Origin of the sequence: Methylobacterium sp. Leaf465 (assembly GCF_001424705.1) — a bacterium.
Lineage (GTDB): Bacteria > Pseudomonadota > Alphaproteobacteria > Rhizobiales > Beijerinckiaceae > Methylobacterium.
The window spans coordinates 62,216-76,989 of the sequence record NZ_LMRA01000048.1 but is presented as its reverse complement, the minus strand read 5'-3'; the positions used below and the strand labels follow the sequence as shown (position 1 = coordinate 76,989).

15 protein-coding genes are annotated in these 14,774 nt (G+C 67.1%); 9 read left to right on the top strand and 6 right to left on the bottom strand.

The features are described from left to right. Positions 1-4 precede the first annotated feature (4 nt). Positions 5-478, bottom strand: coding sequence for a cupin domain-containing protein (locus tag ASG51_RS22250; RefSeq protein WP_056219264.1), 474 nt, complete (start codon positions 476-478; stop codon positions 5-7). Between the two features lie 871 nt (positions 479-1,349). Between ASG51_RS22250 and ASG51_RS22240 the strand changes: the two genes are divergently transcribed. Continuing rightward, positions 1,350-2,138: a Crp/Fnr family transcriptional regulator gene (locus tag ASG51_RS22240; protein WP_244472743.1), complete on the top strand. Its 789-nt coding sequence runs from the start codon at positions 1,350-1,352 to the stop codon at positions 2,136-2,138. 84 nt (positions 2,139-2,222) lie between these two features. Here the strand turns inward: ASG51_RS22240 and ASG51_RS22235 are convergent, their stop codons facing one another. Then, positions 2,223-2,426, bottom strand: a complete 204-nt coding sequence (locus ASG51_RS22235; protein WP_056219272.1) for a ribosome modulation factor — start codon at positions 2,424-2,426, stop codon at positions 2,223-2,225. A 46-nt stretch (positions 2,427-2,472) separates the two neighbouring features. Here ASG51_RS22235 and ASG51_RS24450 point away from each other — a divergent pair, with 46 nt between their 5' ends. The 7 genes from ASG51_RS24450 (at position 2,473) to ASG51_RS22205 (ending at position 8,534) form a co-directional block, all read left to right on the top strand. Beyond that, entirely contained in the window at positions 2,473-2,790 is a 318-nt protein-coding gene (locus ASG51_RS24450; protein ID WP_156389828.1) for a hypothetical protein, read from the top strand. A gap of 130 nt (positions 2,791-2,920) precedes the next feature. After that, on the top strand, positions 2,921-4,012 hold the full coding sequence (locus ASG51_RS22230) for an HWE histidine kinase domain-containing protein (protein WP_056383096.1): 1,092 nt from the start codon (positions 2,921-2,923) through the stop codon (positions 4,010-4,012). Continuing rightward, positions 4,009-4,461: a response regulator gene (locus tag ASG51_RS22225; protein WP_056273055.1), complete on the top strand. Its 453-nt coding sequence runs from the start codon at positions 4,009-4,011 to the stop codon at positions 4,459-4,461. The genes ASG51_RS22230 and ASG51_RS22225 overlap by 4 nt, the downstream gene beginning before the upstream one ends. A gap of 109 nt (positions 4,462-4,570) precedes the next feature. Then, entirely contained in the window at positions 4,571-5,854 is a 1,284-nt protein-coding gene (locus ASG51_RS22220) for a LarC family nickel insertion protein (protein WP_056383094.1), read from the top strand. Further along, positions 5,851-6,678 carry a hypothetical protein gene (locus tag ASG51_RS22215; RefSeq protein ID WP_056383093.1) on the top strand — a complete coding sequence of 276 codons (828 nt, stop codon included), beginning with the start codon at positions 5,851-5,853 and terminating at the stop codon, positions 6,676-6,678. The genes ASG51_RS22220 and ASG51_RS22215 overlap by 4 nt, the downstream gene beginning before the upstream one ends. Further along, positions 6,675-7,376: a nickel pincer cofactor biosynthesis protein LarB gene (gene larB / locus ASG51_RS22210; protein ID WP_056219287.1), complete on the top strand. Its 702-nt coding sequence runs from the start codon at positions 6,675-6,677 to the stop codon at positions 7,374-7,376. Before ASG51_RS22215 ends, larB begins: the two co-directional genes overlap by 4 nt. Positions 7,377-7,424: 48 nt before the next feature. Further along, a complete protein-coding gene (locus tag ASG51_RS22205; protein WP_056383091.1) occupies positions 7,425-8,534 on the top strand; it encodes an aldo/keto reductase in 1,110 nt (369 codons plus the stop codon). Between the two features lie 357 nt (positions 8,535-8,891). Here the strand turns inward: ASG51_RS22205 and cynS are convergent, their stop codons facing one another. From cynS to ASG51_RS22185, 4 genes are read right to left on the bottom strand one after another with little or no spacing between them, the layout of a single operon-like run. Beyond that, positions 8,892-9,380, bottom strand: coding sequence for a cyanase (gene cynS / locus ASG51_RS22200; RefSeq protein ID WP_056383089.1), 489 nt, complete (start codon positions 9,378-9,380; stop codon positions 8,892-8,894). Between the two features lie 35 nt (positions 9,381-9,415). Beyond that, positions 9,416-10,396, bottom strand: a complete 981-nt coding sequence (locus tag ASG51_RS22195) for an ABC transporter ATP-binding protein (RefSeq protein ID WP_056383087.1) — start codon at positions 10,394-10,396, stop codon at positions 9,416-9,418. A 5-nt stretch (positions 10,397-10,401) separates the two neighbouring features. Further along, positions 10,402-11,241, bottom strand: a complete 840-nt coding sequence (gene ntrB, locus ASG51_RS22190) for a nitrate ABC transporter permease (RefSeq protein ID WP_056383085.1) — start codon at positions 11,239-11,241, stop codon at positions 10,402-10,404. Positions 11,242-11,244: 3 nt separating this feature from the next. Continuing rightward, positions 11,245-12,606, bottom strand: a complete 1,362-nt coding sequence (locus ASG51_RS22185) for a CmpA/NrtA family ABC transporter substrate-binding protein (protein ID WP_056383083.1) — start codon at positions 12,604-12,606, stop codon at positions 11,245-11,247. A gap of 174 nt (positions 12,607-12,780) precedes the next feature. Here ASG51_RS22185 and ASG51_RS22180 point away from each other — a divergent pair, with 174 nt between their 5' ends. Continuing rightward, positions 12,781-14,700, top strand: a complete 1,920-nt coding sequence (locus tag ASG51_RS22180; RefSeq protein ID WP_056383082.1) for a sigma 54-interacting transcriptional regulator — start codon at positions 12,781-12,783, stop codon at positions 14,698-14,700. Positions 14,701-14,774 lie beyond the last annotated feature (74 nt).

Genomic DNA, 14,774 nt, shown 5'->3' with positions numbered 1-14,774 from the left:
CGCCCTACCAGACCGGCTCGGGACCGTACCAGGTGAAGTGCTTCTTGACCGGTTCGATCACGTCCCAGGTGCCGGAGAAGCCCGCCGGCGTGACGAAAGCATCGCCGGCCCGGTAGGTCTTCGCGACGCCCTCCGCGTCCGTCACCGTCACCACGCCCGCGATCAGTTGGATGAACTCCGCCCGGCCGAAGTCGATGCGGAACTTGCCGGGCTGGCAGGTCCAGATGCCGGCGGCGAACAGGCCGTCGGGGCTTCTGTAGACGTAGGTCGCCGTCTGCTCCGGCTTGCCCGACAGGATGTGTGAGCGCTCAGGCCAATACGCGGATTCCCGCGGCTGAAGCGCCGGGAAGTCGTAGGTCCGCTCAACCGGTCCCTCCAGCACCGGGGGAGGTGCGGCGGGCCGCCGCCACGACGGCAGCGTGCCGACGAGGGCCATCACGGGACCCGCGAAGGTGTGAAGCAGGCGTGCAATTTCCATTCGAGATCCTCTGACCCTCTCCGACCGAAACTCATGGGTCCGCATGCGAACCGCAATGCAATCATCGACTTTCGGCGCTTGATTTGAACAGAAGACTGAATGGATCCTTAAGTGCAGAATGCATAAACCAACATGTCGTTTTTCATCGATACTGGCGGATGATTTGCCGGTGAGCGCCATGGCGCGGAGCGATGGCGGTCGCTGAATTTCCGGCCCACGGAACAGCCGCGGTTGTGCATCTATCCTAAGTTGCATATCCCGTGGCTGATCCATCACATCAGCGCGACACCTTTACGTGTAATAGATTTTGGACAGATCTCTACGTCTAACAAATGATTGTTTCGTATCGCACACACAGTTGACGCATCGAATCTTGCGGATCGAAATCGGCAACTGCACTTGCATCGATACTGCACTTGCATCGATAATGGATAAGGGGCTTATTTGTGTTCCGGGTCTGATTGGGATCTGGCTCCGTCTCGAAAACAGGGTCGAGTGATGGAAGAAGCCGGAACATCACGGGGGCCGGTCGCCGAAAGCGACACGATTCTCCCCCTCGACTTGTACGAAATCCTCCGGAAGGCCGTTTCTCGCGTTGCCGGCCCGCTGACGACGGCGGCGGCGACCGAGGCGCTTCGGAGGCGCCAACGCGTCGATCCGCCCGTCATCGAGCCACGGCGTCAGGATGGCGACCGTTCAAAGCCCTTTCGGTGTTTCCCCAGGCACAGTGTGACCTTCGTTCTGCCAACGACCTGCCATCGCGAGGATCCGATCACGCGGGGCTTCGGCGACGCGGCTTGGCTCGCGAAGCCCACGATCCCCTGGGACGTCGTGAGTGCCCACGACGAATTTGCGATCGGGAGTGTGTGACATGGGACAGGCCCTCAGCAGTCAAACGTCCGGCGATCGCGTCCTCGTCCCCATGATGGAGTCGCCCGCGTCTGCGCTGATACAGAAGCTCGAAGCGTTCCAGGACTTGTCGACGGAGGATCGGAATGCACTGTCACGTCTGGCGACGACCGCGCGGGACTACCCCGCTCATACCGACATCCTGCGCGAGGGAGAGCCCGCCGACGGCGTTCTGATCGTGGTGAAGGGGTTCGCCTGTCGCAACCAGTTCCGTCAGAACGGTGCACGGCAGATCACCGCCTTCCTGGTCCCCGGTGACCATTGCAACCTGGAAGCCGGCCTCATCAATCGGATGGATCACGCCGTGAGCACGCTCTCACCCTGCCGTGTGGCGCGCGTGAACGCGGATGCCCTGCAGGCGATCCTGCGGCAACACCCGGCCATCCGGCAGGCCCTCCGGATGAGTATCCTCGTCAACGAGGCCACGCTCCGCGAGTGGATCGTCAACATCGGATGCCGGACGGCCGTCGAGCGCATCGCGCATCTGTTCTGCGAACTGCACCTGCGCCTCAACGCGGTGGGACTGACTCGGGGGATGACCTACGAACTACCGTTCACGCAGAGCGACATCGCTGTCACCGTCGGGTTGTCGAACGTGCACGTCAACCGTTCCCTGCAGGCCCTTCGCCGCCAGCGGCTCATCGCCTTGTCCGGCAAGCGGCTGACCATCCTCGACTGGGCCACCCTCAGCGAATTGGCCGAATTCAACCCGAGCTACCTGCAACTCGGTCGCCGGAGTCTGGATGGATGACTCGAACCGAGGCGTCGGTCTGCCTCGGTTCGAGGCTCGGGTGCCGAGCCGCCGGTTCTTAGAGCACCGGGTGATAGGCCCGGCTCAGGCTTTGACGGACGATTGGGGATCGATCGTACCGGTTTCGCTTTCCGGACGATCGTCGGAGGCCTCGTCGAACGCCTGCATCCAGGCGGCTCGGTCCTCGCTTCCCTCGGCATAGGGGCAACTTTCGCGCTGCCTGCCGTAGAGGCGGGCATTGCGGCCCTTAATGAAGGGGCTGTCGCTGGCGGTCGCACCGTCGCTCATTTTTCGTATCCCAATGGTTGGGCCGCACGCCGGGGGAGGACGTCCCATGGCGTTCGTCGTTCGCACGGCCCTGTTGCACGTCAACCCGGAGCCGGTCGCTCCGGTTCATCCGCGTCCGATCACGAGCGCGCTCTCACCCGTGGCGCCGATGATTCGCGGCATGCGCCACCGCGCGTCGGAGGTTCCGGAATCGATCCTCGACCGCGTAGGGGTTGCGAAGCAGTTCGAAGCCGTGTCCATCGCGGGTTCTGCCGCGTCACGCCTCCCTATCCCACGCCCGTCGGCGCGTCGCTCACGCGCTGTCGAGCATGACGGCGAAGGCGTCGGAACCATTGCGCGGACCATGGATTGCGATAGGCGCTGACGTTAGACCTGTGCCTGCAGTGTGTCGGCCCTGGCCGATGGATGACCCTGCACCGCCTTTTCGTTGTTCACTGGCCAGCGGCATCGCTGTCCGTTCCGGGAAACGATCGTTCGTGCCGAGTTTTGGACCGATGCAGACGTTCGATACGACCACGACCACCCTGACGACCCTGCGGCGCGGTTCGCAGCTGTACGAAACGGAGCGGCGACTCAACGCGGTCCTGAACAATGCCTCGGTGGCCATCTTCCTGATGGATGACCGCCAGCACTGCGTCTACATGAACCGTGCCGCCGAACTGCTCACCGGTTTCAGCTTGACCGAGGTGCTCGCGCGCGATTGCCCGCTGCACGACATCGTCCATCACACCTACCCGGATGGCCGCCCGTTCCCGCTCGCGGAATGCGTCATCGACCGCGCCTTTCCGGAGAACAACCAGGAGCGCGGCGAGGAGGTGTTCGTTCATAAGGACGGACATTTCTACCCGGTCGGATTCACCGCCAGTCCCATCCGCGACGACGAAACCCGCATCATCGGCACGATCATCGAGGTGCGTGACATCACCGAGGAGAAGGCGGCCGCCGAGCGTCAGCGCCTGCTCACCAACGAGCTCAACCACCGGGTCAAGAATACGCTGGCCACCGTTCAGTCGATCGCCGCGCAGACCTTCAGGGGCAACATTGACGCCGCCGTGCGCCAGACCTTCGATGCGCGGATGGTCGCTCTGTCGAACACGCACAACGTGCTCACGGCCGAGAACTGGGAGAGCGCGAGCCTGCGCAGCGTCGTCGAGGGCGCCCTCGCACCGCACGCTCTGGCCGAGGTCGATACGGCGCGCTTCGACCTCGTCGGCCCGGACACCCGCCTGCATCCGAAGGTCGCCGTAACCCTCGCGATGGCGCTGCACGAGCTCATGACGAACGCGGCCAAGTACGGCGCGCTGTCCGTCCCGGAAGGCCGGGTCGGCGTATCCTGGACCCTGGAGCCGGGGGAGTCGGGCGAGCGCCTCGAACTCGTCTGGACCGAGACGGGCGGGCCGCCGGTCGCGGAGCCCACGCGGAAGGGATTTGGCAGCCGGCTCATCGAGCGCCAACTGCCGATGGAATTCGACGGCAGCGCGGACCTGACCTTCGCGCCGACAGGCGTGACCTGCCGTCTTCGGATCCCGCTGACCGCCCTCGGGTGGCATGGGCAGGAACGGGTGACCGGACGGACCGCCCGATGAGCGGCCTTCAGGGACGGCGCGTTCTACTGGTGGAAGACGAGAGCCTTGTTGCCATGCTCGGCGAGGACATGCTCCTCGATCTGGGGTGTGAGGTCGAGGTCGCCATGCGCCTCGACAAGGCGATCGACTTGGCCCGCGGGGCGGACCTCGACATGGCGATCCTGGACGTGAATCTCGGGGAAACCTGCAGCTATCCCGTGGCCGACGCCCTGTTCAAGCGCGGCATCCCCTTTATCTTCGCGACGGGCTACGGTCTCTCCGGCATCGAGCCCGCCTACCAGGCCATCCCGGTGATGCAGAAGCCCTATCAGGTGGCGCAGATGGAGCGGCTGCTCCGGCACCTGCTCACCTGCGAAACCCCGTCCTCCGCAGGGACCGTGCAGCCGCTGCCGTGCGGGTGCTCGTTCTGGGCGAAGATCGTCGGCCCGCTCCAGATCCGGGCGGACTGAGCACCGTCGCTGCGGCCTTCGGTCTCCGGGCCGAGGCGCTTGCCGCCGGACCTTTCCGAACGATGTCGCGTTCGCTCCTCGCGGTGACGGGACAACGAACACGACGCGCATGCAGATTCATCTGGACGCCCTTGGCGGCGTCGCCGGCGACATGTTCGCCGCCGCCCTTCTCGATCTCTTTCCCGACCGGGAAGCCGGCGTGCTGGGGAGCATCCGAGCCGCCTTGCCGGGGGTCTCGTGCAAACTCGTCGGACACAACGACGGCATCCTCGCCGGGCGCCGCTTCGTCGTCGCGCGCAGTGCGGAGCATCGGGACGGCGTCGCTCCCGGTCACACGCATCGCCATCACGCGCACGAGCATGGCCACCGACACGATCCCGTCGGCGGAGCCGGTCACGGGCATCGCCACTGGTCGCAGATTCGCGCGGACCTGCAGGCCTGTCCGCTCGAGTCCACCGTCAGCGCCCACGCGATCGGTATCTTCACCCGTCTGGCCGAGGCCGAGGCGCGGGTGCATGGCATCGCCGTCGAGGCGGTGGCGTTCCACGAGGTCGGCGCCTGGGATTCGATCGCCGATATCGTGGCGGCCGCCCACCTGATCGCGGCCCTGGATGCGGAGGCCTGGAGCGTGTCGGCCCTGCCCCTCGGCTCGGGCCGGGTCCAGACCCAGCACGGGCCGCTGCCCGTGCCGGCCCCGGCCACGAGTCTCCTCGTCGAGGGCTTCGAGACCCTGGACGACGGTGTGCCGGGCGAGCGCGTCACCCCGACGGGGGCCGCGATCCTGCGCTACCTGCGGGATATCGCACCGCCGATTCCTGCGGCGCCGCGGATCCTGAAGGGGTCGGGCGTCGGCTTCGGCACGAAGGTCCTGCCGGGCCTGAGCAACTGCCTGCGCGCGGTGGCGTACGAGGCGGCGACGTCGAACGGGAGCGGCGAGCACCGCGACCTCGGCGTGATCGAGTTCGAGGTGGACGATCAATCGGCGGAGGACCTCGGCATGGGCCTCGATCGCTTGCGCAGGCACCCCGACATCTTCGACGTCGTCCAGATGCCGGTCTTCGGCAAGAAGGGACGGATGATGACCCACGTGAGGGCGCTCGCCCGAGTTAGCGCGCTGGACGAGGCGATCGCAGCCTGCTTCCGCGAAACCACCACGATCGGCCTGCGACATCGCATCGTCTCCGGCGCAGCCCTGCCGCGGCGGATGCACACGGTCACGGTGGAGGGTCAGACCGTGCGGGTGAAGGTGGTCGACCGGCCGGGTGGGCGCACCGCCAAGGCGGAGGCCGACGACGCGGTCGCGCAGGAGATCCACGCAACCCGTGCCGGCCTGCGCCGCGCCGCCGAGGCCCTGGCGCTCCGGGCAGATGACGAGGCGGGAGGCGCGGCATGAGCCCCGAGGTCTTGCAACGTCTGAACGACGTCCTGCTCGCGATCGGACCCCTTGCAGTCGCGGTCAGCGGCGGTGTCGACAGTCTGACTCTTGCCGAGACCGCCCACCGCCTGCTCGGGGTCGACCGGGCGCTGATGGTCCATGCGGCCTCGCCGGCGGTGCCCGTCGAGGCGACGCAGCGGGTCCGGGACGAGGCGGCGCGGGCGGGCTGGTCCCTGCGCGTGGTCGAGGCCGGCGAGTTCGCCGACCCGAACTACCGGGCCAATCCGGTCAATCGCTGCTTCTTCTGCAAGACCAACCTCTACGGCAGGATTCGTCAGGTCACCGACCGGATTATGGTGTCGGGCGCCAACCTCGACGATCTCGGCGAGTACCGCCCGGGCCTCGACGCGGCGCGCGAGCACGGCGTCCGCCATCCCTACGTCGAGGCCGGCTTGGACAAGGCCACGGTGCGATCGCTCGCCCGAGCGCTCGGTCTCGGATCGGTGGCGGAGCTTCCGGCGGCGCCCTGCCTGTCGAGCCGCGTCGAGACCGGGATCCGAATCGAGCCCGAGACCCTCGCCTTCATCCACGCCGTCGAGGGCCTGGTGAGTCGCAGCCTCGAGGCGGCGATCGGACCGCGCCGTGCCGTGCGCTGCCGCGTCCGGGCCGCCGGGATCGTGGTGGAGCTCGACCCCGTCAGCCTCGCTGCCCTGGACGGCACTCGCCAGACCGCGCTGGCGGCGCAGATCCGCGCGGGTGCCCCGGCAAACCTGCCGGAGACTCCGGTGCGGTTCACGACCTACCGCACCGGCAGTGCCTTTCTGACGGGAGCGGCCCGATGAGCGTCTCCGACGAGTTCGTCCTTGATTTCGCCCGACCCGAGCGGATCGGCCTTGAGGAGGCGATCTACGCGGCCGGCAAATCCCCGGTGCAGATCGACGCGATCCTGGACGCCGCCGCGGCCCGTGGCGCGCCGCTGCTGCTGACGCGCCTCGACGCCGACAAGCACGCGGCCCTTGCCGGGCATCACCGGGACCGGATCGATTACTGCGCAGTGTCGCGCACGGCGATCTTCGGGCGAGCCCGGCCGCTCACCGGGCCGGCCCGGATCGGCATCGTCGCCGCCGGGACCTCCGACGTTCCGGTCGCTCGGGAGGCCGTGCGGACCTTGGCCTATCAAGGGCATGCCACGACCCTTTTCGCCGATGTCGGGGTCGCCGGGCTCTGGCGCCTGACCACCCGGCTCGACGAAATTCGCGCTCATCCGATTCTCATCGTGGCCGCCGGCATGGACGCGGCCCTGCCGAGCGTCGTCGGCGGCCTCGTCGCCAGCGCCTTGATCGCGGTGCCGACCTCTGTCGGATACGGGGTGGCCGAGGGCGGCCGTACGGCCCTCGACGCCATCCTGGCGAGCTGCGCCCCCGGGATCACCGTCGTCAACATCGACAACGGCTACGGGGCCGCCTGCGCGGCGATGCGCCTGCTCCAGGCCGCCCGCACCCTCTCGGAAGCCAATCGCGTCGAGGGGACGGCGGCCTGACATGCCGCACGCATCCCGCAACACCCCCCTTCACACCGGAGAGCAGACATGGAACGCCGCAGCTTTCTCCAGGGCGCCGCAGCCGGCGCCGGACTCGCCGCCACCAGCAGCGCCAGCGCGGCCGTGACCGCCCCCGGCCTGCCCAACACCCGGCCGAAGGACCCGGCCGACCTGCCTCTGCTCAGCGATCCGGGCGAGCGCCGGGGCGAGATGCTGTACCGGTCCTTTGGTCGCCACGACGAGAAGATCTCGGCGATCGGGATGGGCGGCTTCCACCTCGGCAAGAACGCGGTCTCCGACGACGAGGCGACCCGCCTCATCCATGCCGGCATCGAACGCGGCATCACGTTCATGGACAATTGCTGGGACTACAACGGCGGCCGTTCGGAACTGCGCATGGGGGTCGCCCTCTCGCAGAGCAGCTACCGCGACAAGGTCTTCCTGATGTCCAAGATGGACGGTCGCACCAAGCAGGAGGCGATGCGTCAGATCGACGAATCCCTCAAGCGCCTGCGCACCGATCGCATCGACCTCGTGCAGCACCATGAAATCCTGCGCTTCGACGATCCGGACCGGGTCTTCGCCGAGGGCGGCGCCATGGAGGCTTTCGTGGAGGCCAAGAAGGCCGGCAAGCTGCGCTACATCGGGTTCACCGGCCACAAGGACCCGCGCATCCACCTTCAGATGCTCGAAGTCGCCGAGGAGCGCGGATTTCAGTTCGATTCCGTGCAGATGCCGCTCAACGTGATGGACGCGCATTTCCGCTCGTTCGGGCATCTCGTGCTGCCCTACCTGGTCCAGCACGGAATTGCGGCCCTCGGCATGAAAACCTTCGGCGATGGCGTCATCCTGAAGAGCGACGCGCCGATCAAGCCGCTGGAATACCTGCACTTCTCCCTGAACCTACCGACCACCGTGGTGATCACCGGCATCGAGAGCCAGCGCGACCTCGACCAGGCCTTCGAGGCGGTGAAGACCTTCAAGCCCATGGACAGGGCGACCGTCGCCGAGCTTCTGGAGCGCAGCAAGCCCTACGCGCTCCAGGGCAAGTACGAGCTGTTCAAGACTTCCGCCACCTTCGACGGCACGGCCAAGAACGCGGCCTGGCTCGGCGAGGACGTGGAAAGCGTCAAGAAGCTCGCGCCCACGATGGAATGAGACCGGACGGCACCCGGGCGTTGTGGGACCGTCCCGGTCCGAGACTTCCAGCGAGGTCGCACACAGAACCACGTCATCCCGGGTCCGCGCAGCGGAGCCCGGGATCCAGACACGCAGGAGGTGCAGACCTTCCACGCGTCGGCGGTTCTGGAACGCACGCCTCCGGCCGCGCCCCTTCGTGTCCGAGCTCGCCTGCGGCGCCCCGGAATGCCGAAGCTGTCAGGCTCGCAATCGTCTGCCTTTCACGGATGGCCGTGCCGTCACGCCCCACGGGGATCCGCGATGGCCTGATGAAAGCCAGAGTACAGAACGATGCGTCGAGGCCGCTCACGCGCAGGCCGAACGGCCTCGCTCCAATCAGCCTTCCTTGAAGCCGTAATCCGGGACCCCTTCCTCGTTGCCGTAGTACTTGTACGGCAGGAACTTGCCCGAGAGATTCATCTTGACCCGGTCGCCCTTGTTGTTGGGTTCACGTTCCATGGTCATGTTGAAATCGATCGCCGACATGATGCCGTCGCCGAACTCTTCCTGGATCAGTTCCTTCCAGGTGGTGCCGTAGACCATCACCAGCTCGTAGAAGCGGTAGATCAGCGGGTCCGTGGGCGGCATCTGCGTGATCGAGCCGCGGAACGGCGCCTCGTTCAGCATGCGCTCCTCTGACTGGCTGAGGCCGAACAAGGCAGCGGCCTTGGCGGCCTGGGCCTTGGGCAGCTTCATCTGGCCCATGCAGGCGGCGGTGATGAGGATCGGCGAGATGCCGCCGATCTCATCCTGGATGTACTTCCAGGTCCAGCCCTTCTCGCGCTTGATGTCGAGCAGCTTCTCGGTGAGGTCTTCGCGCTTCATGGCTTGGGTCTCCGTGGCGAGTGGGTGAGGGAAGGTCAGGCGCGCCGGGCGGGGGGCGCGTCCGCCGACAGGGCGGTGGCATCGGCCTCGCTGAGGCTCGGGCGGATCACGGGCGGGTGGCGCTGGTCGTAACCGGCCGGCATCGCGTCCCGTAGCGTCTTCGAGCGGCTGACGAGGAAGTCCATCAGGTGATTGCGCAGCGCGTAGTAGCCGGGCGCATGATGCAACTGCGTGCGGTCGCGGACCTTCGGCAGCGGATTCTCGACGATCTCCGCCACCTTGGCCTGGGGGCCGTTGGTCATCAGCACGATGCGGTCGGCCAGGTAGATCGACTCGTCGACGTCGTGGGTGATCATGAACACGGTCTGTCCGGTCTCGACGCAAATCCGCCGGACCTCGTCCTGCAACGTGCCCCGGGTGAGCGCGTCGAGGGCCGAGAAGGGCTCGTCCATGAGCAGGATCTTGGGCTCGATGGCCAAAGCGCGCGCGATGCCGACCCGCTGCTTCATCCCCCCCGACAGTTCCGACGGCCGCTTGTGCTCGGACCCGGCGAGCCCCACCGTCGAGATGGCCTTGCGGGCCCTGGCCTCGACCTCGGCCCGGGGCGCCTTGCGCCAGCGCGACGCGACCGCGTAGGCGACATTGCCCAGCACCGTGCGCCAGGGCAGGAGCGCGTGGCCCTGGAAGATCACCGCCCGATCGAGGCTGGTCCCCTCGATGGCCTGCCCGTCGGCGATAACGACGCCCTCGCTCGGCGCCTCCAGCCCGGCCAGGATGTTCAGCACCGTGGTCTTGCCGCAGCCGGAATGGCCGATCATGCAGACGAACTCGCCCCGGCGCATGGGCAGCCACAGGTTCTCGAACACGGTGGTGCTCTTGCCCCCCGGCGCCGGATAGCGCCGGGCGATGCCCTCGATCGAGATGAATTTTTCCGAGGACGGCATGGTCTGGGACGACATGCGGGCGTCTCCGGTCTTGTCCGAGGATTTGGAGCGGAACGGGAGGAGGGCGGTCATGGCGCTCACTCCGGGAAGGTGACGAGGCGTTGTGCCTGCGCCAGCAACTGGTCGAGGATCATGCCGACGAGGCCGATCACCAGGATCGAGGTGATCACGTTGGTGATCGAGAGGTTGTTCCACTCGTTCCAGACGAAGTAGCCGATGCCGGTGCCGCCCACGAGCATCTCGGCCGCCACGATGACGAGCCAGGCAATGCCGATGGAGATGCGCATGCCGGTGAGGATGGTGGGGGCGGCTGCCGGGAGGATCACCGTGACCGCACGGCGGAAGGGTCCGACCTCCAGGGTGCGGGCGACGTTCAGCCATTCCCGGCGGGTCCCGGCGACGCCGAAGGCGGTGTTGATCAGCATGGGCCAGAGCGAGCAGATGAAGATTACGAAGATCGCCGAGAGCCCGGAATCCTTGATCGTATAGAGGGCGAGCGGCATCCAGGCCAAAGGCGAGACCGGCTTGAGGAGCTGGATGAAGGGATCGAGGGCCCGGCCCATCAGGGGCGACATGCCGATGAGGAAGCCGATCGGGATCGCCACGATCACGGCGAGCCCGTAGCCCAGCGCCACACGGCCGATCGAGTAGGCGAGCTGGATGCCCAGCCCCTTGTCATTCGGCCCCCAGTCGTAGAACGGGTCCTTGAGGTGCTTCCACATCGTCGCCCCGACATCGAGGGGCCCCGGCATCGCCGACTTGCCGGTGGTGGCGCTGGCGCCCATCAGGGCGGCGTATTCCGGGTCCATCGCCTCGGTCTTGCCCGTGCCGCTGACCGCGATCTGCCATGTGAGCAGGAACGCCAGCAGCAGGCCCAGCGAGACGAGGCCGGCGCGGAGGGACAGGCTGGTGGCCATGGCTCAACCCGCCCGCTTGATCTTGAAGGATGCGAGATATTCCTTCGGCTTGGCCGGATCGAAGGTCTTGCCCATGACCGCGAAGGTCTTGCTGGTGGTCTCGGGCGGGGTAAGCCCGTTCTGCTTCATCAGCCGGGCGGCATCGGTGGCGAGATAGACCTTGGCGGCCACCGCCGCGTAGTCGACATCGCCCTTGATCTGACCCCAGCGCTGCATCTGCGTCAGGATCCAGACGGCGAAGGACTGCCACGGGAAGGCATCGAAATCGACGCGGTCGGGCACCTTGCGCACGTTGCCGAGGCCGTCCGCGAAGGTGCCGGTGAGAACCTGCTCCACCACCGTGACGGGCTGGTTCAGGTAATTCGCCGGGGCGATCTGGGCGGCGATCTCCTTCCGGTTTTCCGGCTTGGAGGCGTAGGTGGTGGCCTCGATGATGGCCCGCAGCAGGGCCGCGTAGGTGTTGGGCGTCTGGGTGATGAAGTCCTGCGAGGCGGCGAAGGCACAGCAGGGGTGCCGGTCCCAGATCTCCTTCGACAGGATGTGGATGAAGCCAACGCCGTCATAGACCGCGCGCTGGTTCACGGGATCGGGGGCCAGGAACCCGTCGATGTTGTCGGCCCGCAGGTTCGCGACCATGTCGGGCGGCGGCACGGCGCGGATCTGCACGTCCGTGTCGGGATCGATGCCGGCCTCCGCGAGGTAGTAGCGCAGCAGGTAGTTGTGCATCGAATAGTCGAACGGCACCGCGAGCTTGAAGCCCTTCCAGTCCTTCGGGTCGCGCCGGTCCTTGTGCTTCATGGCGAGCGTGATCGCCTGGCCGTTCACGTTCTCCACCGCCGGCATCGTGTAGGGTTGCGGGTTCGAACCGACGCCCAGCGAGATCGCGATCGGCATCGGCGCCAGCATGTGGGCGGCGTCGTATTCGCGGTTCAGGGTCTTGTCACGGATCACCGCCCAGCCGGCCGTCTTCACCACGTCGACGTTCAGGCCCTGCTTCTCGTAGAAGCCCATGGGTTTCGCCATGATGATCGGCGTGGCGCAGGTGATCGGGATGAAGCCGATCTTCAGGTCGGTCTTTTCGGGCTTGGCGCCCTCGGCAAAGGCCTCGGCGATCAGGCGGGTGGGCAGGAACTGGCTGACGGCCGCCAAGGCTGTCGCGGCTCCGACGCTGCGCAGGAACGCCCGCCGCTCCGCATCGTGGGGAAACAGCGCCCGCATCACCGTCCCGTCGACCACCCGCTGCAGGGCCGCGTCGCCGGTCGGCTGGGCCGCATCGTGTTCACCCTGCGAACGGTGAGCGCCGCAGGAGCAGCCGCCTCGGCCAAGGCGTCGGGCGGCATCGAAGGGATTGTCGAACAAAGCCATGGTCGCCTCGCCACTGGAAACTGCACACTTATGAGCAACCCCCATGCCAGGATCGAAAACGACTGTTTGTTTAGTGAAAGCAAGTGCTTGACCTCATAGGGCCTGAACACGAAATCTCGTGGTTCACGAAAGATCGTGGTTGCGCAACGAGATCTCGTAACAACATAAGGGCAGATGACGATTCCGCCCGCTCCGCCCGCTCCGCCCGCTCCGCTCGATCTCGGCATCGCGTTTCGCGAAAGCCGCGAGGCGATGCTGGTCCTCGACCCGGATCGGGATTGCGTTGCGGATGCCAACCCGGCGGCCGCCGATCTGCTCGGATATCCCGCCACCGTGCTGCGCGGCCTGCCGGCGAGCGTCCTGCATCCGGGCCAGCTCCCGACGCTGATCGTGTTCACGCAGGCGGTCCAGGCCAAGGGCCATTGGTGGACCGACGCCCTGACGCCGCGGCATGGTGCAGACAAGGCCCTGCGCCTCGAATATGCCGGTTCGCTCCTCCTCGGCCACCCACCGCTGATGCTGGTGACGCTGGCCGACCTCGACGCGCGCCGTCGGCGCCAGGTGGATGCGCAGGCCGATGCCCATATGCGGGCCGGCCTCTCCGAGTGGCAGCGGATGGAGCGGGTCTTCCGCGATCTCGAACGCGAGAACCAGCTCATCCTGCGGGCGGCCGGGGAGGGCATCTACGGCGTCAACGCGGAGGGGGTGACGACCTTCGTCAACCCAGCCGCCGAGCGCATGCTGGGCTGGACCGCCGCCGACCTCGTCGGGCGGGACATGCACGCCACGGTGCATCACACGCATCCGGACGGGGCGCACTATCACCATCACGATTGCCCGATCTACGCGGCGTTTCGCGACGGTGTCGTGCATCAGGTCGACACCGAGGTGTTCTGGCGGCGTGACGGACGCGCGTTCCCCGTGGAATACACATCGACGCCGATCCGCGACCGAGGCCAACTCCTCGGCGCCGTCATCGTCTTCCGCGACGTCGGCCCCCGGCGCGAGGCCGACGAGCGGCTGCGTCAGGCGCTCGCCGAGGTCGATTCCCTGCGTGAGCGCCTGGAGCTCGAGAACGCCTACCTCAAGGAAGAAATTCGCCTCGAAAGCCATCACCAGGGCATCATCGGCCGCTCACCCGCCATCGAAGCGACCCTTCGCCAGATCGACGTGGTGGCGGGCACCGACGCGACCGTGCTGGTCACTGGTGAATCCGGCACCGGCAAGGAGCTGATCGCGCGAGCGATCCACGAGGCCAGCCGCCGCTCCGATCGCCCCCTGATCCGGGTGAACTGCGCCGCCGTGCCCCGAGAGCTGTTCGAAAGCGAGTTCTTCGGCCACGCGAAGGGCGCCTTCACCGGGGCCGTCCGCGACCGGGTCGGGCGCTTCGAACTCGCCGATGGCGGCACGCTGTTCCTTGACGAGGTCGGTGAAATTCCCCTGGACCTCCAGGGCAAGCTGCTGCGGGTGCTGCAGGAGCGCTCCTTCGAGCGGGTGGGAGAGGAGCGCACCCGCGCGGTCGACGTCCGGCTGATCGCGGCCACCAATCGCGACCTGCGGGAGGAGGTGCGGCGCGGTCGCTTCCGCGAGGACCTGTATTTTCGCCTCAACGTTTTTCCGATCGCCGCGAGTCCCTTGCGCGAGCGGCCCGAGGACATTCCGTTGATCGCCCAGCACTTCCTCAAGGGCGCGGCGCGGCGGCTCAACATCGCCGAGCCGCGGCTCACGGAAGGCGACGCGCGCCGCCTCAGCCGCTATCCGTGGCCGGGAAACGTCCGCGAACTGGAGAACGTGATCGAGCGGGGGGCGATCCTCGCGGTGCGTGGGCGGCTCCATCTCGACTTGCCGGAAGTCGATTTACCGCCGCGCGGCCGTGACGCCGTCGCCATGGCCTTGCCGATCCTGAACCCGTTGACGGAGCTTGAGCGGCGCGCCCGCGACCGCTCCGAGATCGAGGGAGCCCTGACCCTGGCCGGCGGCAAGGTTTTCGGCCCGGGGGGCGCCGCCGAACTGCTCGGCCTGCGGCCGACCACCCTGGCCTCGCGGATGAAGGCGCTGGAGGTCGATGCACGGACCTTCCGTGCGCGACGTTGACGCCGCCCTGCATCGCCCGCTGCTCCGGCCCGTGACGGATACGCCGTCCTTCGCCACCGGCCGTCGCAGGCACG